The organism is Bradyrhizobium sp. 23AC (assembly GCF_054863025.1).
On record NZ_JAVAYN010000004.1, the window covers coordinates 182,663 to 207,358 of the forward strand.

20 protein-coding genes are annotated in these 24,696 nt (G+C 63.8%); 7 read left to right on the forward strand and 13 right to left on the reverse strand.

Annotation, left to right across the window (positions count from 1 at the left end; all coding sequences use genetic code 11):
* Positions 1 to 6: 6 nt before the first annotated feature.
* Complete coding sequence (locus RAD10_RS12020) at positions 7 to 1,953, reverse strand: maltotransferase domain-containing protein (protein ID WP_461617635.1); 1,947 nt, start codon at positions 1,951 to 1,953, stop codon at positions 7 to 9.
* Between the two features lie 204 nt (positions 1,954 to 2,157).
* Between RAD10_RS12020 and malQ the strand changes: the two genes are divergently transcribed.
* Both malQ and RAD10_RS12030 read left to right on the forward strand, forming a co-directional pair.
* On the forward strand, positions 2,158 to 4,119 hold the full coding sequence (gene malQ, locus RAD10_RS12025) for a 4-alpha-glucanotransferase (protein ID WP_461617636.1): 1,962 nt from the start codon (positions 2,158 to 2,160) through the stop codon (positions 4,117 to 4,119).
* 44 nt (positions 4,120 to 4,163) lie between these two features.
* Positions 4,164 to 5,966: a glycoside hydrolase family 15 protein gene (locus RAD10_RS12030; protein ID WP_461617637.1), complete on the forward strand. Its 1,803-nt coding sequence runs from the start codon at positions 4,164 to 4,166 to the stop codon at positions 5,964 to 5,966.
* A gap of 210 nt (positions 5,967 to 6,176) precedes the next feature.
* On the opposite strand, the gene RAD10_RS12035 is transcribed toward RAD10_RS12030, so the two are convergent.
* The 6 genes from RAD10_RS12035 to RAD10_RS12060 are packed head-to-tail and all read right to left on the reverse strand — an operon-like array spanning position 6,177 to position 13,689.
* Positions 6,177 to 6,989, reverse strand: coding sequence for an HAD family hydrolase (locus RAD10_RS12035; RefSeq protein WP_461617638.1), 813 nt, complete (start codon positions 6,987 to 6,989; stop codon positions 6,177 to 6,179).
* 22 nt (positions 6,990 to 7,011) lie between these two features.
* Positions 7,012 to 7,542: a gluconokinase gene (locus RAD10_RS12040; protein ID WP_461617639.1), complete on the reverse strand. Its 531-nt coding sequence runs from the start codon at positions 7,540 to 7,542 to the stop codon at positions 7,012 to 7,014.
* On the reverse strand, positions 7,529 to 8,278 hold the full coding sequence (gene pgl, locus RAD10_RS12045) for a 6-phosphogluconolactonase (RefSeq protein ID WP_461617640.1): 750 nt from the start codon (positions 8,276 to 8,278) through the stop codon (positions 7,529 to 7,531). The genes RAD10_RS12040 and pgl overlap by 14 nt, the downstream gene beginning before the upstream one ends.
* Positions 8,278 to 9,789, reverse strand: a complete 1,512-nt coding sequence (gene zwf, locus RAD10_RS12050) for a glucose-6-phosphate dehydrogenase (protein ID WP_461617641.1) — start codon at positions 9,787 to 9,789, stop codon at positions 8,278 to 8,280. The genes pgl and zwf overlap by 1 nt, the downstream gene beginning before the upstream one ends.
* A 38-nt stretch (positions 9,790 to 9,827) precedes the next feature.
* Positions 9,828 to 10,826, reverse strand: a complete 999-nt coding sequence (gnd, locus tag RAD10_RS12055; RefSeq protein WP_461617642.1) for a phosphogluconate dehydrogenase (NAD(+)-dependent, decarboxylating) — start codon at positions 10,824 to 10,826, stop codon at positions 9,828 to 9,830.
* A gap of 13 nt (positions 10,827 to 10,839) precedes the next feature.
* Positions 10,840 to 13,689, reverse strand: coding sequence for a bifunctional transaldolase/phosoglucose isomerase (locus RAD10_RS12060; protein WP_461617643.1), 2,850 nt, complete (start codon positions 13,687 to 13,689; stop codon positions 10,840 to 10,842).
* Between the two features lie 304 nt (positions 13,690 to 13,993).
* On the opposite strand from RAD10_RS12060, the gene RAD10_RS12065 reads away from it, so the two are divergent.
* From RAD10_RS12065 to RAD10_RS12080, 4 genes are all read left to right on the forward strand, one after another.
* Positions 13,994 to 14,659, forward strand: a complete 666-nt coding sequence (locus RAD10_RS12065; protein ID WP_461617644.1) for a hypothetical protein — start codon at positions 13,994 to 13,996, stop codon at positions 14,657 to 14,659.
* 297 nt (positions 14,660 to 14,956) lie between these two features.
* Positions 14,957 to 16,900, forward strand: coding sequence for a PrkA family serine protein kinase (locus RAD10_RS12070; protein WP_461617645.1), 1,944 nt, complete (start codon positions 14,957 to 14,959; stop codon positions 16,898 to 16,900).
* A gap of 19 nt (positions 16,901 to 16,919) precedes the next feature.
* Complete coding sequence (locus tag RAD10_RS12075) at positions 16,920 to 18,197, forward strand: YeaH/YhbH family protein (RefSeq protein ID WP_461617890.1); 1,278 nt, start codon at positions 16,920 to 16,922, stop codon at positions 18,195 to 18,197.
* The gene (locus RAD10_RS12080; RefSeq protein WP_461617646.1) at positions 18,194 to 19,732 is read left to right on the forward strand and encodes a SpoVR family protein; all 1,539 of its coding nucleotides are present in this window, start codon (positions 18,194 to 18,196) and stop codon (positions 19,730 to 19,732) included. Before RAD10_RS12075 ends, RAD10_RS12080 begins: the two co-directional genes overlap by 4 nt.
* Positions 19,733 to 19,977: 245 nt before the next feature.
* Here the strand turns inward: RAD10_RS12080 and RAD10_RS12085 are convergent, their stop codons facing one another.
* The 6 genes from RAD10_RS12085 to RAD10_RS12110 form a co-directional block, all read right to left on the reverse strand.
* Complete coding sequence (locus RAD10_RS12085; protein WP_461617647.1) at positions 19,978 to 20,409, reverse strand: DUF1801 domain-containing protein; 432 nt, start codon at positions 20,407 to 20,409, stop codon at positions 19,978 to 19,980.
* A gap of 14 nt (positions 20,410 to 20,423) precedes the next feature.
* Complete coding sequence (locus tag RAD10_RS12090; protein ID WP_461617891.1) at positions 20,424 to 20,618, reverse strand: hypothetical protein; 195 nt, start codon at positions 20,616 to 20,618, stop codon at positions 20,424 to 20,426.
* 60 nt (positions 20,619 to 20,678) lie between these two features.
* Positions 20,679 to 21,110 (reverse strand): SRPBCC family protein, encoded by a 432-nt coding sequence (locus RAD10_RS12095; RefSeq protein WP_461617648.1) that lies wholly within the window; start codon positions 21,108 to 21,110, stop codon positions 20,679 to 20,681.
* Positions 21,107 to 21,430, reverse strand: a complete 324-nt coding sequence (locus tag RAD10_RS12100) for an ArsR/SmtB family transcription factor (RefSeq protein ID WP_028145658.1) — start codon at positions 21,428 to 21,430, stop codon at positions 21,107 to 21,109. The genes RAD10_RS12095 and RAD10_RS12100 overlap by 4 nt, the downstream gene beginning before the upstream one ends.
* Before the next feature lie 283 nt (positions 21,431 to 21,713).
* Positions 21,714 to 22,163, reverse strand: a complete 450-nt coding sequence (locus RAD10_RS12105; RefSeq protein ID WP_461617649.1) for a DsrE family protein — start codon at positions 22,161 to 22,163, stop codon at positions 21,714 to 21,716.
* Between the two features lie 43 nt (positions 22,164 to 22,206).
* The gene (locus RAD10_RS12110) at positions 22,207 to 22,827 is read right to left on the reverse strand and encodes a hypothetical protein (protein ID WP_461617650.1); all 621 of its coding nucleotides are present in this window, start codon (positions 22,825 to 22,827) and stop codon (positions 22,207 to 22,209) included.
* Positions 22,828 to 23,130: 303 nt separating this feature from the next.
* Between RAD10_RS12110 and RAD10_RS12115 the strand changes: the two genes are divergently transcribed.
* Positions 23,131 to 24,696, forward strand: coding sequence for an SUMF1/EgtB/PvdO family nonheme iron enzyme (locus tag RAD10_RS12115; RefSeq protein WP_461617651.1), 1,566 nt, complete (start codon positions 23,131 to 23,133; stop codon positions 24,694 to 24,696).

A 24,696-nucleotide genomic window follows, 5' to 3' on the forward strand; every position in this document is an offset into this window, starting at 1 on the left:
GACCCCTTACGCCAGGCAGCGGAACAAGAGCGCCGGATCGCGGTCGGGATCGATACGCAACTTGATCCCGCCCCATTCGATGCGGGACTGTTCGCCGGTGAGAAGGTTTTCGAGTGTCGTCACATGGTGCCGCTGACCGCCGGCGTCAACGGTGACGTCGCCAAGCGGCAGCCAGCACTCGCGCAAATGGCCCGAAAGCGCGATCACGACGACGACGGTGTTGGCCGGCTCGGCCGCCGCCTTGACGAAGGCGATCGTCTCGCCGTCGTCGATGCCGAGAAACCGCAAGTTCGCCGTTTGCTGGAGCGCGGAATTTTCGTTGCGGATGCGGTTGAGCGCGGCGATGTAGGACTTGATGTTGCCGGCCCGGTCCCAGTCGCGTTGCCGGATCTGGTATTTCTCGGAATCCAGATATTCCTCGCGGCCGAGGATCGCACCGTGTTCGAGCAGCTCGAACCCGCTGTAAACGCCGTAGCTGCCCGACAACGTCGCCGCCAGCGCAACGCGCGATTTGAACGCCCAGGCTTCGCCGCCCTGGAGATGATAGGGCAGCAGGTCGGGCGTGTTGACGAACAGGTTCGGCCGATAGAAGTCGCGCTCGGGATAGCGCGTCAGCTCGCCGAGATATTGCTCCAGCTCCCACTTGGTCGTGCGCCACGGGAAATAGGTGAAGGACTGCGCAAAGCCGAGCTTGGCGAGGCCCTTCATCAGCTTCGGCCGCGCAAACGTCTTGGAGAACAGGATCACCTTGGGATGCCGGCGGCGGATGTCGCGGATCAGCCAGTCCCAGAACGCAAGCGGCGCGGTGTCGTGGTTGTCGATGGCGAAGATGGTGACGCCGTGCTCGATCCAGAACAGCATGGCGTCGCGAAACCCATTCCACAGCCCGGCCCTGTCGACGGAGTTGAAATCGGGGATCACGATGTCCGAATAGGGTCCATCCGCGGTCCGCACCGAGCGGTCCGGCCGCCATTTGAACCATTCTGGATGCTGCGTCAGCCAGGGATGGTCGGGCGAGCATTGCACGGCGAAATCGAGCGCGAGCTCGAGACCATATTCCAGGCAGGTCGCGACCAGTGCGCGGAAATCCTCGATGGTGCCGAGCTCGGGATGCAGCGCATCGTGGCCGCCCTCGGCGGCTCCGATTGCGTAGGGCGATCCGGGCTCGCCTTCGGTTGCCACCGGCGCATTGTTGCGGCCCTTGCGGCGGCGACGGCCGATCGGGTGGATCGGCGTGAAATAGAGCACGTCAAAACCCATCGCGGCGATATCAGGCACGCGGGCGATGCAGTCTCGCAGCGTGCCGTGCTGGCCGGCGACCTGGCTCTGGCTGCGCGGCATCATCTGATACCAGGCGCCGAAGCGCGCTTTGTCGCGGTCGACGGTCAGCGGGAAGGGCTGCGAGCGGGTCAGGTCCGGCCGGGACTGGCTCTCTGCCATGGCATTGCCGAGCTCGGCCGCAAGCAGCGAGGCGACGTCGCCGGTCTGAAGATAATCCTCGCACTGTCTGACGATGACGGCCGCCGCGTCCTGTCGCGCGCCATGCGCCTTGGTCAGGAGCCCGGCCCCCTCGATCGCATCGAGGCTGACATCGGCACCCATTCGCTGCTTGCGCGCGACCCCGTGCGACCAGGTGGCGAACTCGTCGGTCCAGGCCTCGACGGCATAGACGTATTGCCCGGGCTCAACGGGTGTGAATCCGCCAGTCCAGCGGTCATTGCCCCGATGGTCCATCGGCTCGCGCTTCCAGTCGCGGTCCTGTTCGCGGCGCCAGATCAGCGCGGCCCCGACCACGGCGTCGCCATCGCGGTAGACATCGGCCCACACCTCCATGCGCTCACCCGCGATCCGCTTCACGGCGAAGCGACCGGCGTCGATTGCGGGATAGACGTCCTCGATCAGGAAAGCGCTGCCGGCTGCGGCACTTTCGACAGTTTGAATTGTCTTGTTCACGGTGATGCCATTGACAAGAAAGCAGGAGCCCGTTTCCCTTGTCGGGAACCTACGCTTGGTACCTATATAGAAAGCCGGTTGTGTGTCATTAGTTCCCTCGGGAACGGGTAGCGCGGTCTGCGAGTTAGGGCTGACTAACGTCTTCCACCGTCTCGTTAAAATCGATGCCCCCGGCAAAAGGGTGGCCTGCAAGCTGCGTGCCGAATGGATCTTTTAGCTCAAGCCCGGATCAAGGGCGTTCAATCCGAATTCATCGACGCCCTCGGAAAGCTGCGGGTCACCGATCCCGTGGCCCTCAAATCCATTCTCGATGCCCTGCCGGAGAAGCGGGTTTACCGCTTCGTCAGCGGGCCGGTCGTGGTCCGCGCCTTAGGGCACCCGCGCACCGAATTGGCGACGATCGGCGCGCCGCCGCTGAAGTGGAAATTGACCGCAAAGGCGGAGGTGATCGCCGAGGGCGAGGCCCGCGAGCCCGTGATCGCCTGGCCTGCCGGCCTGCCGCTCGGCTACCACCGGTTGACACTGACCGATGCCGAAGGTGTGACGGAAGAGGTGCCGATGATCGTGGCGCCCGAGCGCGCCTTCGGCGGCGATTTCGACCGCGGCTGGCTGCTTGCCGTGCAGCTCTACAGCGTCCGTTCGGAGCGCAATTGGGGCATCGGCGATTTCACCGATCTTGCCGGCCTCGTCCGGCTCGCAAAGCAGCTGGGGGCCGACGGTGTCGGACTCAATCCGCTGCATGTCCTGTTCGACGACCACCCGGCCGATTGCAGCCCCTATTCGCCGAACAGCCGGCTGTTCCTCAACCCGCTCTATATCGACGTCGAAGCGATCCCGGAATTTTCTCCCGACCTCGTCCCCGACGCAGCCGCGACGGCCGCCCGTCTGCGCCAGGGCGATCGCGTCCCCTATGCCGATATGGCGGCTTTGAAATGGCTGGGCCTGCGCGCCGCCTTTGACAGCTTCGTGAGGACGGCAAGCGCGGCGCGCCGCAAGGCGTTCGACGCCTTCCGCGCCGCCCGCGCGCCGCTATTGTCCCGCTTCGCCTGCTTCGAGGTGCTGCGCCATCGTTTCACCGCGCCATGGTGGGAATGGCCGGTTGAATGGCAGCAACCGGATGAGGCAAAATGCGCCAGCTTGCGCAATGGGCCTGACAAGCGCGAGGTCGAGTTCGTCGAATTCGTGCAATGGACCGCAGATAGCCAGCTGCATGCTGCCAAGGAGCTTGCCAGCCAGCTCGGCATGCGCGTCGGGCTCTATCTCGATGTCGCCGTCGGCGTGCAGTCCAACGGCTTCGATGCCTGGAACGAGCAGATGGCGATCTCCCGTCATCTCGCCGTCGGCGCGCCGCCCGACGTGCTCAACACCATCGGCCAGGACTGGGGCCTTGCCGGCTTCAACGCCGGCGGCCTGGAAGCGCAATCCTTCGTGCCATTCGCCGACATGCTGGCGGCTTCGATGCGCCACGCCGGCGCGATCAGGCTTGATCATGTGCTGGGCCTGAAGCGGCTTTATCTCGTGCCGCGCGGCTTCAAGCCGGACAACGGCGCCTATGTGCAGATGCCGTTCGAGGCCCTGCTTGGCGCGGTGGCGCGCGAGAGCGCGGCCCACAAATGCATCGTGATCGGCGAGGATCTCGGCACCGTGCCGGAAGGTTTTCGCGAGACCATGCAGGATTTCGGCATCTGGTCCTATCTCGTCATGATGTTCGAGCGCGACGATGCCGGCCATTTCCGCAACGTCGACCATTACCGGCCCAACGCGCTGGTCACGCTGAACACGCATGATTTGTCGACCTATGCCGGCTGGCGCTCCTTCGGCGACCTCAAGATGAAGCGCTCGCTCGGGCTCGATCCCGGCGAGAACGACCAGGCGCGCTGGGATGCGCTCGGCAGGCTCGACGAGATCCTGCGCCAGAACGGCATTCGTGCCAACGACCTCTATTCGGTGCTCGCCTTCCTGTCGCGCACGCCGTCGCGGCTGCTCGCGGTCTCCATGGAGGATCTGCTCGGCGTGATCGACCAGCCCAACATTCCCGGCACGATCGACGAACATCCGAACTGGCGCCAGCGCCTTCCTGTTGCGCTCGACAAGATCGCCGCGAAAGTCGATCTCACGGCCTTGCGAGCAGCGACGCGGGAACGTTCGCTGAATGGCGGGAGTTGACGGCGTAAGGGCTTCCAAGGGCTGTTTTCAAGGCTCGCACGACATTGTCTCAGAGGATCGAGGACTATGCGCTGATCGGTGATTGCGAGACCGCGGCGCTGGTCGGGCGCAACGGCTCGATCGACTGGCTGTGCTGGCCCGCCTTCGATTCCGATGCCTGCTTTGCAGCGATCCTTGGCAGCGATAAGAACGGTCGCTGGCTGGTTACGCCGGCCGAGGACGTCACCAGCATCTCACGCCGCTATCTCGGCAACACTCTCATCCTCGAAACGCGTTTCGAGACGAAGAGCGGCACCGTCGCGCTGATCGATTTCATGCCGCCGCGCGGCAAGGCGTCCGACATCGTGCGGCTGGTCCGCGGCGTCAGCGGCGCGGTGAAGATGCGGATGGAGCTCGTCATCCGCTTCGGCTTCGGTACCGATATCCCCTGGGTGCGGCGGATCGACCATTCGCTGATGGCCATCGCCGGCCAGGATATGACCGTGCTGCGCACGCCTGTCGAGACTCGCGGCGAGGATCTGACCACGGTTGCCGATTTTGAGGTGAAGACCGGCGAGACCGTGCCGTTCGTCCTGACCTACGGCCCCTCGCATCTGGAGCCGCCCGCGCCGATCGATCCGGAGATCGCGCTTCAGGACACCGAAAAGTTTTGGCAGGATTGGTGCGGCCATTGCACCCGCGACGGCGACTATCAAGACCTCGTCATGCGCTCGCTGATCACGCTGAAGGCGCTGACCTTCGCGCCGACCGGCGGCATCGTCGCGGCACCCACCACCTCGCTGCCGGAAAAGCTCGGGGGCAGCAGGAACTGGGACTATCGCTTCTGCTGGCTGCGCGATGCCACCTTCACGCTGCTCGCGCTGATGAACTCGGGATACACCGAGGAAGCCCTGGCCTGGCACAATTGGCTGCTGCGCGCGGCCGCTGGCTCGCCGGCGAACATGCAGATCATGTACGGCATCTGGGGCCAGCGGCGGCTCTTGGAATGGGAGGCGGGCTGGCTCGACGGCTATGAGGGCGCCAAGCCGGTGCGCGTCGGCAATGCCGCACATGCGCAGCTCCAGCTCGACGTCTACGGCGAGCTGATCGACGCCTTCCACCAGTCGCGCATGGCCAAGCTCAAGCTCGATGATGAAACGACATGGGCGCTGGAATGTGCCGTGCTCAATCATCTGGCCGAAGTCTGGGACCGGCCCGATCACGGCATCTGGGAGCGGCGCGGCCAGCCCAGGCACTACGTCTTCTCCAAGGTGATGACCTGGGTCGCCTTCGACCGCGGCATCAAGAGCGCCGAGACCTTCGGCTTCAAGGCGCCGCTGCTGCACTGGCGTACCTTACGCGAGGCCATTCATCGCGACGTCTGCAACAGGGGATTTGACGCGGAGGAGAACGCCTTCGTCGAATCCTACGGCTCGAAACTGCTCGACGCCAGCGTGCTGCTACTGCCGGCCGTCGGCTTCCTGCCGCCGTCGGATCCGCGCATCCGCGGCACCATCGTTGCGGTCGAGACATGCCTGATGCGTGACGGCTTCGTGCTGCGGCACGATCCGCGCGAGCTGCCTGCGGGGCAGTCGCCGCTCGAAGGCGCGTTTCTGGCCTGCAGCCTGTGGCTCGCCGATGCCCATGTGCTCGCCGGCAATCTCGACAAGGCGCAGATCTTGCTCGATCGCGTCGTGGGCATCGCGAACGATGTCGGCTTGCTGGCGGAGGAATACGATTCAGTCGCCCGGCGCCAGACCGGGAATTTCCCGCAGGCGCTGACGCACATCGCGCTGATCAACACCGCGCATAATCTGTCGGCGGCAAGACAGGAGAGCGAGAAGCCGGCGGTGCAGCGGTCGAAGTAGTAGGCTGTGGGACTCTCTCCGTTCCCTCCCCCCTTGTGGGGGAGGGGCAGGGAGGGGGTACCACGCGGGGATTCTCTCGACCGCGCACCAGCGCTTGGGAGTAACTATAGGCACCTTTTCCTTGGCCACCCCTCTCCCTAACCCTCCCCCACAAGGGGGGAGGGAACGCACCGTCGTTGGGGCGCTAGTCGAGGCTCGTCACATCAGGCCTCACCCCACCCCATTCCGCTTCAAGATCATCTCCATTGCCTCGGCAAAACCATCCTGCTCATTGGTCGCCGTGACGTGCGTCGCCTGGTCCTTGACGTTGTCGGTGGCGTTGCCCATGGCGATCGAGATGCCGCTGACGGCGAACATCGCAAGGTCGTTCTGCATGTCGCCGATGGTGGCGACGGCGCCGGTCGCAATGCCCAAGCGCCTGGCCATCGCCTCGACGAACGTGCCCTTGTTGAAGCCGGGCGGGGTGATGTCGAGATAATAGGTCTGCGAGCGCACCGCGGTGGCCTCGCTGCCTAGCGCCTCCTGCATCGCCTTCTCGCAAGCCTCGAGCCTGGCGGCATCGGCGCTGGCGCCGACGATCTTGCAGGCGCTCGAAAGGTAAGGCGAAAAGTCCGTCACGATGGTGGGATCGGAGCGGATCGTATGCTGCTCGTGTGCGACATATTTGCCGCTGGGGTTGTCGATCAGCCACTTGTCGGTGGTGAACAGCCAGATGTCGGCGCCGAACTTGCGGAGGATCTGCAAGGACCGCTCGGCCGCGCTGGCCGGGATTAGGTGCTGCTCGACCGGCCGCATCTCCGGATCGACGATCGAGGAGCCGTTGAACGGGCCGACCGGCAGCCAGAGCGCCAGCGGCTCGATCAGGAAGCGCATGCCGATGGCGGGACGGCTGGAGGTGATGGTGAAGCCGATGCCGGCCTTGTGCAGCCGCTGCACCGCACTCTTCGCGCGTTCCGTCAGCGTCTTGTCCTTGGTCAGCAGCGTGCCGTCGACGTCGGACACTACGAGTGAGATTTGCGTCATGACAGGACCTAACGATTTTGCCTCAGCGTTTCGCAGTACCCAGTTTCAGCTGCCGCACCACGCCGTCCACGATCGCTTCGACGGTTTCGTCGATCGAGACGGTGATGACGTGCTCGCCCGCCTCCGGCGGCTCCAGCGTGTCGAACTGGCTCGTCAGTAGCCCAGGCGGCATGAAATGACCCTTGCGCTGCGCGAGCCGTTCGGCGATCAGCTCCTTGGTTCCCTTCAGGAACACGAAGCGGACGTCGTGGCGTCCACGCAGCAGCACGTCACGATAGGTGTGCTTCAGCGCCGAGCAGGCGATGATGATATGCCCGCCCTTGTCGCACACCCGTGCGATTTCGTCGGCGATGGCGTTGAGCCAGGGCCAGCGGTCCTCGTCGGTGAGGGGATGGCCAGCCCGCATCTTCTCGACATTGCTGGCGGGATGAAAGCTGTCGCCGTCCTCGAAGCGCCAGCCGAGCCGCTCGCCGAGTGCTTCCGCAACCGTGCTCTTGCCCGAACCCGACACGCCCATCACGATCAATGCACAAGGTGCTTCAACGCCCGCCACGAATTCCCTCCGGAAGCGCGGCCCTGTCGACCAGCCAGACGGTCTCACCATTCGAGCGCGCGCGTAAGGCCGGCAGAGTCTCGCCATTGACGAGGCGCGTCAAGATCGGCTGCTTGTCATGCCCGGCAATCTCGAACAGCATTTCGTGGCAGGACGCCAAAGCGGGCAAAGTGAGCGAGACCCGCGGCACGAAAGGCGCGACATTGGCCTTGGGCACCCCGACGACCCAGCGTTCGGTCTCCTCGATTTCGGGGAAGCCCGGGAAGAGCGAGGCGGTGTGGCCGTCAGGGCCGGCGCCCATCAGGACCAGGTCGAACAACGGCCGGGCCGGATCGAGACTTTCAGAACCGTAGAAGGCCTGCAGCTCGCGCGCATAGGCCTCAGCGCTTCGGTCGGGATTGTCAGCCGTGGTCGGGATCGGGTGGATATGGCCGGACGGCGCATTGCGGTCGAGAAAGGTCGCGCGCGCGACCGCCATGTTGTTGAGCGGATCGCTGTCGGGCACGAAGCGTTCGTCGCCGATGAACCAGTGCACGCGGTCCCACGGGATCTTGCCACGCCAGGGGTCGCTGCCGAGCAATTGATAGAGCTTCTTCGGGCTGGAGCCGCCGGTGAGGCAGATCGCGATGCGCGAGGGGTTGGCCGTGATCCGCGCCATCACCCGTTCGGCTGCGGCCTGGGCCAGCGCCCCGGCGTCGGCCGCGACGATCAGCTCCGGCAGTCCGGCCGCCGCCATCACGAAAATTTCCGCCAGCTTCGTCCGTCGCGCCGGAGCAGCTCGTCGGCGCAGGCCGGGCCGTCGCTGCCGGCTTCATAGGTCTCGATGCCGTTGGTGCCCGCGCTTTTCCAGGCGTCCAGGAACGGCTGCACCGCCTGCCATCCGGCCTCGATGCCGTCGGCGCGCTGGAACAGGATGTTGTCGCCGATCATGCAGTCGTAGATCAGCGTCTCGTAGCCGGTCGAGGGATCGGCGCGGAAATAGTCGCCGTAGCGGAATTTCATCTCGACGCCGTCGATGGTGACGCTCGGCCCCGGGATCTTGGCGTTGAACTGCAGCTCGATGGTCTCGGTCGGCGCAATGCCGATGGTGAGAAAATTCTGCGACAGGCGATCGACGGTCGTGCCGGAGAACATCGACAGCGGCGCCTGCTTGAACTTGATCGCGACTTCGGTGCGCTTGTGGCCCAGCGCCTTGCCGGTGCGCAAATAGAACGGCACGCCGGCCCAGCGCCAATTGTCGATCATCAGTTTCAGCGCAACAAAGGTCTCGGTGCTGCTGCCGGGCTTGACGTCCTCGGTCTTGCGATAATCCGTGATCGCGTCGTCGCCGATGCGGCCTGCCAGATATTGCGCGCGCACCGAATTTCTCAGCGCCTCTTCCTGGCTTGGCTGCTGGATCGACGTGAGCACGTCGGCCTTTTCGGAGCGCACCGAATGCGCGTCGAAACGCGCCGGCGGCTCCATCGCGACCAGCGACATCAGCTGGAATAGATGGTTCGGCACCATGTCGCGCAGCGCGCCGGTGGCATCATAGAAGCCGCCGCGATGACCGACGCCGAGCTTCTCTTCCACGGTGATCTGGATGTGGTCGATGTGGTTGCGATTCCAGATCGGCTCGAACATGCCGTTGGCAAAGCGCAGCACCAGGATGTTCTGCACGGTCTCCTTGCCGAGATAATGATCGATCCGGTAGATCTGGTGCTCGTCCATGATCTTCAGCAGCTCGGCGTTCAGCGCCTTGGCCGAGGCGAGGTCAGTCCCGAACGGCTTTTCGATCACCAGCCGCCGCCAGGCGCCGTTCTCCTTCATCATGCCGGTGCGGCCGAGCTCGCGCGCCGTCGGTGCGAACGCAGCGGGCGGCGTTGCCAGATAGAACAGCCGGTTGCCGCCGGTGTCCTGCGCGCATTCCAGCGAATCCAGGTGCTCGCGCAGGCGATCGAACGACGGCGGGTCCTTCGGATCGGCCTCGACGAAGGTCACGCATTCCAGCAGCTTCTTTGCGATGTCGTCGTCCACGGGACGGGTCGCGAACTGGCGCAGTCCCTTCAACAGGCTGTTGCGCAGTTCGTCATCCGACTGCCCCCTGCGGGCCACGCCGACGACGCAGAACTTTTCCGGCAACAGATGCTCGGCCGCCAGATTGTAGAGCGACGGCATCACCAGCCGATGAGTGAGGTCTCCGGTCACGCCAAAGATGACGAAGGCGCAATTTTCCGGCTTGCGCTTTACTTGCGGGTCTTTTGTCACGAATTGTCGGCCTTCGCTTGGGTGCGCTTACTGAGCTCTTATTTGGGCTTCGCCGCGCCCGGTTGCTTCGGCTCCTTGTGGCCGCCAAAACCTGCGCGCATCGCGGAGAGAATTTTTTCGGCAAAGGTGTGTTCCTGGCGGGAACGGAAACGTGTGTAGAGCGCCGCGGTGAGGACCTCGGCCGGCACGGCCTCGTCGATCGCCGCATTGACGGTCCAGCGTCCTTCGCCGGAATCCTCGACGAAGCCGGAATATTCCGTGAGCGCCGGACTGTCGGCGAGCGCAGTCGAGGTGAGGTCGAGCAGCCAGGAAGGAATCACACTGCCGCGCCGCCACACTTCGGCGATGTCGGCGAGATCGAAATCGTAGCGGTGATCTGCCGGGAGAGCCTCGATGTTGGCGTTCTTGAGGATGTCGAAACCTTCGGCATAGGCCTGCATCAGGCCGTATTCGATGCCGTTGTGGATCATCTTGACGAAGTGGCCGGCGCCGACCGGGCCGGCATGGATGTAACCCTGCTCGATGCGGGGATCGCGGCCCTCGCGTCCTTCCGTGCGTGGAATGTCGCCGGCGCCGGGCGCCAGCGCGGCGAAGATCGGATCGAGCCGGTCGACCACCTGCTTCTCGCCGCCGATCATCATGCAATAGCCGCGGTCGAGGCCCCAGACGCCGCCCGACGTGCCGACGTCGACATAGTGGATGCCGCGTTCCTTCAGCGCCTTGCCGCGGCGGACATCGTCCTGCCAGAAGGTGTTGCCGCCATCGATGATGACGTCGCCCGCCTGCATCACGCCCGCGATGGTGTCGATCGTCGTCTCGGTGATGTGCCCGGCAGGCAGCATCACCCAGGCCGTGCGCGGCCGCTCGAGCTTCGAGATGAAGTCTTCGAGCGTCGAGGAGCCGACTGCACCGTCTGCGGCGAGGCCAGCGACGGCCTTGGCGTCCTTGTCATAGACCACGGTCGAATGTCCGTGGCGCATCAGGCGGCGGACGATGTTGCCGCCCATTCGGCCGAGGCCGATCATGCCGAGTTGCATCTGCGATATTCCCTTAGTTCAGCGCGTCGTTGAGCGCTGCATTGAGTGCCGCAAGGCCCTTCTTGAGCCCGCCCTTGAGGTGGACGCGTAGCGCGCGCCGGCCGCGTTCGGTGAGCACGTCGAAATCGCCGCGCGCCTGTGCCGCCTTGATCACGCCAAAGCTGGCCTTCTGGCCCGGCACCGCCAGGTCCTTGGCATCGTCAGCGGTGATCTGGAGGAACACGCCGCTGTCGGGCCCGCCCTTGTAGGCCTGCCCCGTGGAGTGCAGGAAGCGCGGTCCGAATTCGGCACAGGTAGCGACCTGCCGCTTCTCACGCACCTCTAGCCGCATGGCCTGGAGCGCGTCGATGGTCACCTTGTCCCGGGCGATGTAACCGAGCAGGGCGACATAGTCGCCGTCGCCGGAGCGCGACAGATGCGCCTTCAGCCACGAGGTGAGGTCGCCGTTGGCGCCGGCGGCGCGCAGCGCGGTGGCGTTGGCCTCGTCGGTGTAGAGATCGGCTTCATCGGTGCTGACTACCGGTTGCTCTTCCGGCAAGGCGCCGGTCTTCTCGAATGACGCCGTAAGCTCGCGGGTCTTGATCTTGGCGGCTTCCACGTCCGGCTGGTCGAACGGGTTGATGCCGAGGATCGAGCCCGCCACGGCGGTCGCCATCTCGAAGCGGAAGAACTCCTGGCCGAGATGGTCGATCGACTTCATCACGATGCGCACCACGGGATGCCCGGCCGCCTCGATCGCGGCAAGCTTGGAGTCATGGGCGGCGTCCGCTTCGCCTTCGATGCGGATGTCGATGAAGAACCGGTCGTTGCCGTAGACGGAAGGATCGCCAAGCGGCTCGCCCTCGATCGGGATCAGGCCCTTGCCTTCCTTGCCGGTCGATTCCGCGATGAGCTGCTCGGCCCAGGCACCGAAATCGGCGATTTTCTTCGACGACAGGATCGTCACCTTGTCGCGGCCGTCGAGGCCGGCGAGGCCGATGGCAAGGCCGAGCTGCACGCCCGGGTTTTCGCTCGGCGGCACGTCCGGTCCGCAGGAGCGCGCCATGGAGAGCGCATGCTTGACGAAGGTCTTGACGTCGATGCCGGCGGTCGCCGCCGGCACGAGGCCGAACGGCGACAGCACGGAATAGCGTCCGCCGATCGAGGGCTCGCCATGGAAGATGCGGGCATAGTTCAGCTTCTTGGCGGCCTTCTCCAGCGATGAGCCGGGATCGGTCACCGCGATGAAGCGGAAGCCGGTCTTGGCCTTCGGGCCAAGCGCTTGCGCAACGCGCTCATGGAAATAGTCCTTCATCGCGTTCGGCTCGGTGGTGCCGCCGGACTTGCTGGAGACGATGAACACGGTGTTGGCGATGTCGATCCGGGCCTCCATCGCCCGCACTTGCGCCGGGTCGGTTGAATCAAGCACATGCAGCTTCGGGAAGCCGGGCTTTTTCCCAAACGTCTCGGCCAGCACCTCCGGTCCGAGGCTCGATCCGCCCATGCCAAGCACGACTGCGTCGGAGAACTTCTGGCCCTTCACGCGGCCGGCGTAGTCCTCGTAATCGGCGACGTCGGCCTTGGCGGCGCTGTCGAGCCAGCCGAGCCATTTGTCCTCGTCCGAGCCGGTCCAGACCGACTTGTCGCGCTGCCAGAGCCTGCGGATCTTGGCGGAGGCGCGCCATTCCTCGGTGCTCTTGGCCACGGCCTTGCCGAGCCCGTCGCCGAGCGAGAGAGATTGGCGGTCGAGCGCGGGCCCAAGCACCGTGGCGCGCTTGTGGGCGACGGCGCCGTAGAGCTTGTCGGCGGCGTCCGCGAACAGCTTGACGCCGTCCTTGACGAGCTCTTCGGTGATGGCGTCGAGCGAGACGCCGGAGCGCTCCAGCTCGTCCAGCACGCGGTAGGCGTCCTCGACGTTCTCCTCCAGGCTGTCGCGCGGCTTGCCGTGGTCGCGGAACGCATCCAGCGTTGCCGGCGGCACGGTGTTGATGGTGTCGGGGCCGATCAATTCTTCGACATAGAGGACGTCGCTGTAATCCTTGTTCTTGGTGCCGGTCGAGGCCCACAGCATCCGCTGCGGCTTGGCGCCCTTGGCAGCGAGCTTGTCCCAGCGCGGACCCGAGAACAGGCGCTTGTAGTCCTGGTAGGCGACCTTGGCGTTGGCGATCGCGACCTTGCCCTTGAGCGCGGCGAGCCGCTCCTTCTCGGACGGATCGTTGGCGCGGGCGATCTTGTCGTCGAGCTGCTTGTCGACCACGCTGTCGATGCGGCTGACGAAGAAGCTGGCCACGCTCGCGACATGCGAGGGGTCGCCGCCGCCTGCAACGTATTTCTCGAGCCCGGCGATGTAGGCTTCGGCGACCTCCAGGTAGACCGCCTTGGAGAACAGCAATGTGATGTTGATGCTGATGCCGTCGCCGATGAGCTGCTCGATCGCCGGCAGGCCTTCCGGCGTTGCCGGCACCTTCACCATCAGGTTCTTGCGACCAACATCTTTCCAGAGCCGGCGAGCCTCAGTGACCGTGCCTGATGTGTCCATGGCGAGATAGGGCGAGACCTCCAGGCTGACATAGCCGTCACCGCCCTTGAGGCGGTCATAGACCGGGCGCAGCACGTCGGCTGCGTTCTGGATGTCCTCGATCGCGACGGCCTCGAACAGGTCGGCCACGGTCCGGTCGCCGCGCTTCAGCGCCTTGCCGATCGGGGCGTCATATTCGTCCGAGCTGCCGATCGCCTTCTCGAAGATCGAGGGGTTGGAGGTGACGCCCTTGACGCCGTCGGTCTCGATCAGCCGCTTCAGGTCGCCCTTGGCGATGAAGCCGCGGGCCAGGAAGTCCAGCCAGACGGCTTGTCCGTGCTTTTCCAGTTCTTTGACGGGATTCATGATGCTTATTTATCTCCAAGCCTGCGGGCGAGGGGTTTCCGCGCCGGTCCTGACGCGCTATCCTCTAGCTTACATGCTCCCGGGAGGGAACCAATCAAGGGTACAGGCGTCATACCCTCCAGTGTAACTCCGTCGCGATCATGGCGATCCGGGCGGCAGTAGCGGTTGTTGCGTAAAAAGTCGTTGGCCGAAGGTTCGGCCGGGTCTCGTTGCGTAACTCCGGCCGCTTCGTCGTCAGCCAGTGGCTGCGTGGAGTGCCATCAGCGGATTCCGGTCCGTCTGGTGCATCGTGGTTCGGCCGCGAATGGCCATGCTGGGGAAGAGCATGCACGCCCATCCTGAAGGTCTGGCATTTGCTGTCGCCGACAGCCAGCAATCGGCCATGACCATCGACGCATCCCGCGATCTCGAAATCAGGCGATGCGCGACGCAGTTGCGGCTGCTGGTCGCGGCGGGCTTTGCGATGACCCTGCTCAGCGCGAGCCTCGCCTTCGACTTGTGGGACGGTTTGGGCGACTACGACACGACGCTCGGCTATGCCGGCGTCGCGCTGTTCGGCCTGGTGACCTGCCGGCTGATCTGGATGCTGCCCGCCGAACGGGGGGCGGTAGTGGTCGTCACCCCCTACGGCATCCGCGGTCTCCGCATCGGTAATGAATTTCTGCCGTGGGATTCGATTGCAGAGATTTCGGCTGAGGAAAGCCGCGGCCACAAGATGATCGTGCTGACGCCGACGCCGGCCTTGCAGCAGCAGCTCTGTTGCATCCGCGATCTGGCCCGTTGCGCGCGAAATGATCGCATCGTCATCCTGTCGGACGGCCTGGCGACCGATTTTGACACATTGCTGCGCGCTTGCCGCGACTGTCACGCTGCCAGCACTCCGCGCGCCGCATTGCAGCAGGAAGATGAACGCGGCACCCAAGGTGGTAACCAAGGCGGCGCTCAAGGCTTCGCCGTACAAGCGTCATAAGATCGCCGCTCGCAGATCGCTATGCTGCAACGCCGGATGGACTCATCCCCGGTAACGCCCGGATGTTGCGACCGAGTGACATTTTCTGGAAATGCGCCAATATAGACAGAGATTCGCACAAAATACGGGCAGGTGCCTGTTCGTAACTCAACGAGTGCCTACGTTGTGCATTGCGTCGTGTCTGCACCCGGGTGTCCAATGATCGTCATGTGCTCACGCTGATTCGAAATGGCCTGAGGAACGGTCCGGTAACTGCTTTCGTTTCAGCTTGTAGCGGAACTCACGCGGAGAGGGATCATGTACAACGATTCTCTATTCAACGCTTTCGCTAAGTCGTTCGAGGCGAGAAGCCAACACGACATGTCGATGGCGGAATATCTGGAATCGTGTCGAAGCGATCCCATGAAATACGCGAACGCGGCGGAGCGACTGCTAGCGGCGATCGGTGACCCCCAGACGATTGACACGGCCAAGGATACCCGCCTTGGCCGTATTTTTTTGAACCGTACGATCCGTACCTATCCGGCCTTCGCCGGGTTCTACGGCATGGAAGAAACCATCGAGCGCATCGTCGGTTTCTTCCGCCATGCGGCGCAAGGTCTCGAAGAGCGCAAGCAGATCCTCTATCTGCTCGGCCCGGTCGGCGGCGGCAAATCCTCGCTCGCCGAGCGGCTGAAGTCACTGATGGAAGTGCATCCGATCTACGTGCTCAAGGCCGGCGATGAACTCTCGCCCGTGTTCGAGAGCCCGCTCAGCCTGTTCGATCCCGATCAGCTCGGCCCGATGCTGGAAGAGAAATACGGCATTCCGCGCCGTCGTCTCACCGGCCTGATGAGCCCGTGGTGCTACAAGAGGCTGGAAGCCTTCGGTGGCGATATCTCCCAGTTTCGTGTCGCAAAAATCCAGCCGTCGCGGCTGCGCCAGATTGCGATCTCGAAGACCGAGCCCGGTGACGAGAACAACCAGGACATCTCCTCGCTGGTCGGCAAGGTCGATATCCGCAAGCTCGAGACCTACGCGCAGAACGACCCCGACGCCTACAGCTATTCCGGCGGCCTCAACCGCGCCAACCAGGGCGTGCTCGAGTTCGTCGAGATGTTCAAGGCGCCGATCAAGATGCTGCACCCGCTGCTGACCGCGACGCAGGAAGGCAACTATATCGGCACCGAAAACATCGGCGCGATCCCGTTCACCGGCGTCATCCTCGCGCACTCCAACGAGGCCGAGTGGTCGAGCTTCAAGGCCAACAAGAACAACGAGGCCTTCATCGACCGCATCTGCGTCATCAAGGTGCCGTACTGCTTGCGCGTCACCGAGGAGCAGAAGATCTACGAGAAGCTGATCCAGGGCTCCGAGCTCGCGTCGGCGCCTTGCGCGCCTTCGACGCTGGAGACGCTGGCGCGGTTCTCGGTGATGTCGCGCCTGCGCAAGCACGAGAACTCCACCCTGTTCGGCAAGATGCGGGTCTATGACGGCGAGAGTCTGAAGGAATCCGATCCGAAGGCGCGCAGCGTCCAGGAATATCGCGACGCCGCCGGCGTCGACGAGGGCATGGACGGCGTCTCCACCCGCTTTGCCTTCAAGATCCTGGCTGCGACCTTCAATCACGATCCGCAGGAGGTCGCCGCCGACGCCGTGCATCTGATGTACGCGCTGGAGCAGTCGATCCGCCGCGAGCAGCTGCCGGAGGAGGTCGAGAAGCGTTATCTCGAATTCATCAAGGCGGATCTGGCGCCGCGCTACGCCGAGTTTATCGGCAACGAGATCCAGAAGGCCTACCTGGAATCCTACTCGGATTACGGCCAGAATCTGTTCGACCGCTACGTCGACTATGCCGACGCCTGGATCGAGGACCAGGACTTCAAGGATCCCGACACCGGCCAGCTGCTCGATCGCGAGCTTTTGAACCAGGAGCTGACCAAAATCGAGAAGCCGGCGGGCATCGCCAACCCCAAGGACTTCCGCAACGAGGTCGTCAAATTCTCGTTACGGTCGCGGGCCCAGAATGGTGGCAAAAATCCGACCTGGACCTCCTACGAGAAGATTCGCGACGTGATCGAAAAGAGGATATTCTCGCAAGTCGAGGACCTGCTTCCGGTCATCTCTTTCGGATCGAAGAAGGACGGCGAGACGGAGAAGAAGCACGGCGAGTTCGTCGCACGCATGGTGGAGCGTGGCTACACCGAGCGTCAGGTTCGCCGGCTCGTCGAATGGTACATGCGTGTGAAGCAGGCCGGTTGAGGCGGATGGTAAAGTGCCCATTCACATTATTGACAGGCGCCTGAATCCAGGCGGCAAGAGTCTTGAGAACCGCCAGCGGTTCTTGCGTCGGGCCAAATCCCTGGTGCAGGGCGCCGTCAAGAAGACCTCGCAGGAACGCGACATCAAGGACGTCCTGGAGGGTGGTGAGGTCACGATCCCGCTCGACGGCATGCACGAGCCGCGCTTCCGCCGCGAAGGCGGAACGCGCGACATGGTGCTGCCCGGGAACAAGAAGTTCATCGAGGGCGACTATCTGCAGCGCTCCGGCCAGGGCAGCGCCAAGAATTCCGGCCCGGGCGAAGGCGACAGCGAGGATGCCTTCCGCTTCGTGCTCTCCCGCGACGAGTTCGTCGATCTCTTCCTCGACGATCTCGAGCTGCCGGATCTGGCCAAGCGCAAGATCGCGCAGACCGAGAGCGAGGGCATTCAGCGTGCCGGCTACACCACGTCGGGCTCGCCCGCCAACATCTCGGTGAGCCGGACGGTGAAGCTGGCGCTTGCCCGCCGCATCGCGCTCAAGCGTCCCCGCAAGGAGGAGATCGAGGAACTGGAAGCCGCGATCGCTGCCTGCACCGACGAGGACGAGCGCGAGGTGCTTCTCGCCCAGCTCGAAAAGCTGAAGGCGAAGTCCAAGCGGATTCCCTTCATCGATCCGCTCGACATCCGCTATCGCCGCTTCGAGACGGTGCCGAAGCCGGTGGCGCAGGCGGTGATGTTCTGCCTGATGGACGTGTCGGGCTCGATGTCCGAGCACATGAAGGATCTGGCCAAGCGTTTCTACATGCTGCTCTACGTCTTCCTGAAGCGCCGCTACAAGCACGTCGAGATCGTCTTCATCCGCCACACCGACCGCGCCGAGGAGGTGGACGAGCAGACCTTCTTCTATGGCCCGGCCTCGGGCGGCACGCTGGTCTCGAGCGCGCTGCAGGCGATGCACGAGATCGTGCGCGAGCGCTTCAACCCGTCGGACTGGAACATCTACGCCGCGCAGGCCTCCGACGGCGACAATTCCTATTCCGACGGCGAGCTCACAGGGCTCCTGCTGACCGACAAGATCCTGCCGGTCTGTCAGTTCTTTGCCTATCTCGAGGTCGGGGAATCCGGCGGCAGCGCCTTCGATCTCTCCGACTCCTCGCTCTGGACCCTTTACGACCGCCTGCGCAACAGCGGCGCACCGCTCTCGATGCGCAAGGTCAGCGAGCGCAGCGAGATCTTCCCGGTGTTCCACGATCTGTTCCAGCGCCGCGAAACTGCCCAGGAGAAAGCCGCTCCATGACGGAACGATTGTTCGAAGGCGCGGATTGGGATTTCCACACCTTGCAGCGCATCACCGATGCCTGCGAGGTGGTGGCGACGAAAGATCTCGGGCTCGACGTCTATCCGAACCAGATCGAGGTCATCACCGCCGAGCAGATGCTGGATGCCTACTCCTCCGTCGGCATGCCGCTGTTCTACAAGCACTGGTCGTTCGGCAAGCAATTCGCCTTCCATGAGGCATCTTATCGCAAGGGCCTGATGGGGCTCGCCTATGAGATCGTGATCAACTCCTCGCCATGCATCTCCTATCTGATGGAGGAGAACACGGCGACGATGCAGACCCTGGTGATCGCGCACGCCGCTTTCGGCCACAACCACTTCTTCAAGAACAACTACCTGTTCAAGCAGTGGACCGACGCGGACGGCATCCTGGATTATCTCGACTTCGCCAAGACGTATGTCATGCAATGCGAGGAGCGCTACGGCCGCGTCGAGGTCGAGCGCACGCTCGATGCCGCGCATGCGCTGATGTCGCACGGCATCGACCGCTATCCCGGCAAGAAGAAGCTGGATCTGCGCGCCGAGGAGAAGCGGGCGGGGCGGCGTCGCCAGCACGAGGAGGAGGTCTTCAACGACCTCTGGCGCACAGTCCCTAAGGGCGCGGCCAAGAGCCGGTCCGCGCTCAGCATCGAGCGCCGCCGCAAGCTGCTCGGTCTGCCGCAGGAAAACCTGCTCTATTTCCTGGAGAAGAGTGCGCCGCGACTGGCGCCGTGGCAACGCGAGCTGCTGCGCATCGTCCGCCACATCGCGCAATATTTCTACCCGCAGAGCCAGACCAAGGTCATGAACGAGGGGACGGCGACCTACGTCCACTATCGCATCATGACCAAGCTGCACGAGCAGGGCCGCATCACCGACGGCAATTTCCTGGAATTCCTGGGATCGCACACCAACGTGGTGTTCCAGCCCGAATTCGACGACCCGCGCTTCTCCGGCTTCAACCCCTATGCGCTCGGCTTCGCAATGATGCAGGACATCGAGCGCATCGTCACCCGACCTGAAGACGAGGACCGCGAATGGTTCCCCGACATCGCCGGCAAGAACGACGTGATGGGCGTGCTGCGCGACGTCTGGGCCAACTACCGCGATGAAAGCTTCATCGCGCAGTTCCTGAGCCCCAGGCTGATGCGGCACCTCCGTATGTTCCACCTGCACGACGATCCCGAGGAGCGCGCCGGCATCCGGGTCGATGCCATCCACGACGAGCGCGGCTTCCGCCGGGTGCGGCGCGAGCTGGCGCGGCAGCACGATGTCGGCTACATCGATGCCAATATCGAGGTGGTCGACGTCGATCTCTCCGGCGACCGCCGCCTGATCCTGCACCACCACGTCATCAAGGGCTCGCAGCTCAACGAGACCGATGCCAAGCGGGTGCTGCAGCACCTGGCCGATCTCTGGACCTACGACGTCGCGCTGATCGAGGTCGATGCCAACGACAAGGTCATGCGCGAATACGTCGTGAGCCCGCGCCCGATCCCGGCGGCGGTGGCGTGAGGTGGCTGGCTGCGCGGACGTCTGATGGGTTAGCCTCAACTAGCGCACCGGCGGAGGTGCGTTCCCTCCCCCCTTGTGGGGGAGGGTTAGGGAGAGGGGTAGCCCAGCAAAAGGTGCTGGTTGTTGATGATGCACCGAGTGCGATCGAGCGACGGAAAGAATCTCCGTGTCGCACCCCCTCCGTGCCCCCCACAAGGGGGGAGAACGGAGAGAGCCTTCCGAACTCGCTTTGAACTCGCTACGCCTTAGCGCTTCGCCGGCTTCTTCTTGCTCGTATTCAGCTCCACCGCCGCGCGGATCAGCGCCTTCAACGCCTTCTCGTTGATCTTCTCGCCCTCGCGAATGTCGATCGCGCGCCGGACATTGCCGTCGAGGCTGGAATTGAACAGGCCGGCCGGGTCGTCCAGCGCGGCGCCCTTGGCAAAGGTCATCTTCACCACTTCCTTGTAGGTCTCGCCGGTGCAGATGATGCCGTCGTGCTCCCAGACGGGAACGCCGCGCCATTTCCATTCCTCGACGACTTCAGGATCGGCCTGCTTGATCAGGCCGCGGACCCGCGTCAGCATTTCGCCGCGCCAGTCGCCGAGCTCCTTGATCCTGCCGTCGATCAGTTTGGAGGGCGACGGCCCAGTCGCGTCTTTCGTGCTGCTCTTTTTTGCCGTCACTGCCTTCTTCATCGTCTCGCCTCGCATCACGCGTTGCCGCGGCGGCCGAGATAAGGCAGCGCGAACAGATAGAGCCCGGTCGCCAGCAGCGGGATCAGCGGGACCAGCGCCAGGAAACCGATCCAGACGGCCTGGAGCTGCATGGTCATGGCGACGATGTTAGCGACGACGGCGAGCGTGAAAGCCATCGACAGCCAGCGATGGATCTGACGAATCCACATGTCCGTACTCACTGCGGTCTCCTTCTAAAAAATGATTGGAATGGATACGGCCGCCCGGAGCTAGTCACCCCGCGCCAGCACCTCGTCCAGCTTGCCAAGGAACTGCTTCCAGCCGGCATGCGCGCCGCCATAAGCCTGCTTCTGCGTCGGGCTGAAGCCCGCCTGCTCGACGCGTAAGTGAGTGCCCGCGCCGGTCGGCGACAGCGTGAAGGTGACGACGCTCTTGAGGTCGAACGCAGCGTCCTCATGCGAGAAATTCCAGGTGTAGGCGAGCGTCTTCTGCGGCTCGATGGTGAGCACCTCGCAGTCCAGCACGCCGCCCCATTCGCCGCGAAGATTGAAGCGATGACCGACTGAGGGCTTGAAGTCGTTCTTCATCAGCCATTCCTCGATCAGATGCGGCTGCGTCAGCGCGCGCCAGAGCCGTTCGGCCGGAAAGGCGAATTCGCGCTCGATCACGACGGAGCGCGTTTCGCTCGAAGCTTCAGTCATTGGTCCATCCTCTTCAGGAGATCGTCGAGTGCGTCGAGCCGCCTCTGCCAAAACCCGGTCATCTGGCTGGTCCAGTCGAGCAGCGGATCGAGTGCGCCGGGTTGCGCGCTGTAGTGGGTCTGCCGCCCCTCATGGCGGTCACGCACCAGGCCGGCCAGCTTCAACGCGCCGAGATGTTTTGAGACCGCCGGCTGGGAAACGCCGGATCTCACGGTCAGGGCCCCGACGGTCTGCTCTCCCTCGCGGCAGAGCCGCTCGAAGATCGCCCGCCTTGTGGGGTCGGCGAGCGTCCTGAACAGGAGATCGGGGGCGAGGGACATGAAGATCCATAACCAGGAAGTTATGGGTTAACTCATAACCATGGAGTTATGGATAAGTCAAGCGGGATGAAGATGAGTTGGGAAGGGGCACTGCGAGCTCCGCCTTACCTCTCCCGCTTGCGGGAGAGGTCGGCGCGTCTGGGCGATGCGAAGCATCGTCCCGCGCGCCGGGTGAGGGCTTTTTCCTCTAGGGGATTGTCCCTCAGCAGAGACACCCTCTCCCCAACCCTCCCCCCCCAGGCGGGGGATGGAGTGCACTTGTCGTGTGGTAAGCAGCAGTTTCCTACGGCCGCAGATACAGATACCCCTGCGACTGCAGCTCAGCCAGACGAACCACGCCGCCCTTTTCCGCGCTGACGAAGCCCGGCAGCAGCTCGGTGAGCGTCACGTTTTGCGCCTTCATCGTGTTGCCGCACGCGGCGAGCTCGACGCCGTCCTTGGAGAATTCGCCGACGCGTTTGCTGGTGTCGGGGTTGGCCTGCGCCGAGTGGAATGCCTTCAGCGCCGGCCCGTGGATCACCAACGCGATCGTGACGTGATCAGGACCGCCGACGCCGTCGATGTGGTTCTGGATGTTGCCGAGCACGAAATTGACCTTCTCGGCATCGCTGAGATGGTAGACCACTTTCAGTCTGTTGCCCGCGCCCGCTTCCGTCGCGGCTTTCGCGCTGGAGGCACCGAATGCCGCGCCCAGGGCCGAGATTGCGCTCCACAAGATGTTCCGGCGGTTCATGGCGATCTCCCTCGACTGGACTGAATTCGCCGGAGACATATCATCATTTGTGGCGGAGCGCGGCGAGTTCCTTGCGGTCCGTCACCAGCGAAGCGCACTCGCTGTTGTCGGTGCGGTCGAGGCGGAAAATACTGTCGTCGGCACCGCCGACCAGCGACTGCTCGGCCTCGTCATCCGGCTTGTTGTTCTGCCAGACGCGGACCCGTTCGAGCCGCACGATCGTCGACTTGTCGTCTTTGGACAGTGCAACGCCGATGCCACCGCCCTCGCAATCGACACCGCAACCGAGGCGAACCTCGTTGCCGTCCTTGGTGAATACGGCGTGGTTACAAGAGCCGCTGGAGTCGAAATCGCCGGAGCGATGGCGGTACCTGAAGCCGAGGCGGAAGGAATTGTGGAGCTCCTTGTCTTCCTTGTCCAACTCGGCCGAGATCAGCAGCTTCATCGAAGCGACCTTCTGCTTCGGATGCCGCGCCAGGTGCTCCGCATCGTAGCGGCGGACGAAGCAGGCATAGGCCTTGTTGCCGGGGGTGCCCGCATACATGCGCGTGTTGAAGGTCTCGGCCTCGGCCTTGCTGGCCTCGCGGATGTCGTCTGCCTCCTCCGCGTGGGCCGCGCTGATGAGTGCGGCAACGGCGAGGGCAGTCAGGAGAAAAAGCTTCATGATGGCCTCGAGCGCAGGAGTTGAGCTGTAGGCTTTAGACGCGGCCCAGGTGCGACGCGTTCAACCCTCGCAAGTCGCACATGATCATCGCAGCGCGGAGCGGGATGGATAGTTCCAGACACGGCGTTAGTCATCGGGAGGGCGAGGAAGGTTCAACCGGTGCGACGCCTTCGCCTTCCGGAACTCGATCCCTGCGAGTCCTTCGACATTGCTCCATTTCATCAATGTGATAGCCTTCACAGACGATCGCCTTTGGCGGTCGTAAGCTGGGGCTGCCTTTGTAGGTTTGTGGAGTCCCCCGCAATGGGCGAAATTCGCAACTTCAGACCCGGAAGTCAGGACGGGCCGCCTCCACACGGCCCCATGCCTCGTCGCCTCGCGGCGATCATTGTCGGCGACATCGCTTCCTACAGTCGCATCATGCAGGCCGACGAGGAGGGCACGCATGTCCGCGTCAAGCGGATCGAGCGGGATATCATCCAGCCCAGCATCGTCGAGCACCATGGCACGCTGGTGAAGACGACAGGCGATGGCTTCATCGCCATCTTCGATAGCCCGGTCGAGGCTGTTCGATGCAGCATCGTCATCCAGCAGAATCTCATCGGCCGCAACGCCCCGCTTCCCAAGCATTCACGGCTCGAATACCGGATTGGCGTCAATCTCGGCGACGTCATCGTGGAGCCGGACGATGTCTACGGCGACGGAGTCAACATCGCCACACGTATCGAGGGTATCGCCGAGCCCGGTCACGTCTATATCTCAGGCGCGATCTACGAGCAGATCAAGCACAAGGTGGTGTGCGGCTATGAGTCGCTCGGGGACCGCAAGGTCAAGAACATCACGGATCCGGTGCGCGTCTATCGCGTGCTGCCAGACGCAGACGCAGTCGGCAGGACGCGCGGCCGGCGCGAGAGCATCCTGCTCTTTCTTCTGATCATGGCGTTGCTGGTGATTGCCGGCTACGTGCTTTGGTACGTGCTGGTGCAGCACCGCAGCCAGGTGGGGCAACAGGCTGCCGCTCCTCCGATCGCGGCGCCGTCGGCTTCGCCGATGCCGCAATCCGTTCCGTCGTTACCGAGCCCGGCGGTACCGGCGCCTCAAGCTGCACCCGCGGCTTCTCCGTTGCCCACAACGACGCCATCGCCCGCAGCATCGCCTTCACCATCTCCGGCATCCGCTCCATCGGTGACGGCGGTCCGCGAACCCGAGATGATCGCCATTCGCGGCGGCAGCTTTGCGATGGGAAGCAATGACGATCCGACCGAACGTCCTGTCCACCAGGTCACGGTCAAGCCGTTCTCGATCGGCAAATATCCGGTGACCGTGCAGGAATGGAACGAATGCGCGGCCGCAAAGGCGTGCAGCTTCACCGCTACCGGCAAAGACGATGCGCCGATCAGCAATGTGAGCTGGACCGACGCGCAGCAATATGCGGCGTATCTGGCGCAGGCGACCAAGAAGCCCTACCGGCTTCCGAGCGAAGCCGAATGGGAATACGCCGCGCGTGGCGGCACGCAGAGCAAATATTGGTGGGGCGACAAGCTCCAGCCCGGCATGGCCGGATGCAAGGATTGCGGTGACCTCGCGGCTGAGCAGCCGGCGAAGGTCGGCAGCTTCAAGCCAAATCCGTTCGGCCTCCACGACATGGGTGGCGGTATCGATCAGTGGGTCGAGGACTGCTGGCACAGGACCTATCAGGGCGCGCCCACTGACGGCTCGGCATGGAGTGGCGGGGACTGCAGCTCGCACGTTCTGCGCTCGGGCTCGTGGAAGAACGATGCGAGATATGTGAGGCCATCCAATCGCGATGGCTACGATACCAATGTTCGTTACCCCACGCATGGATTCCGCGTCGCGCTCGGTCCGTAA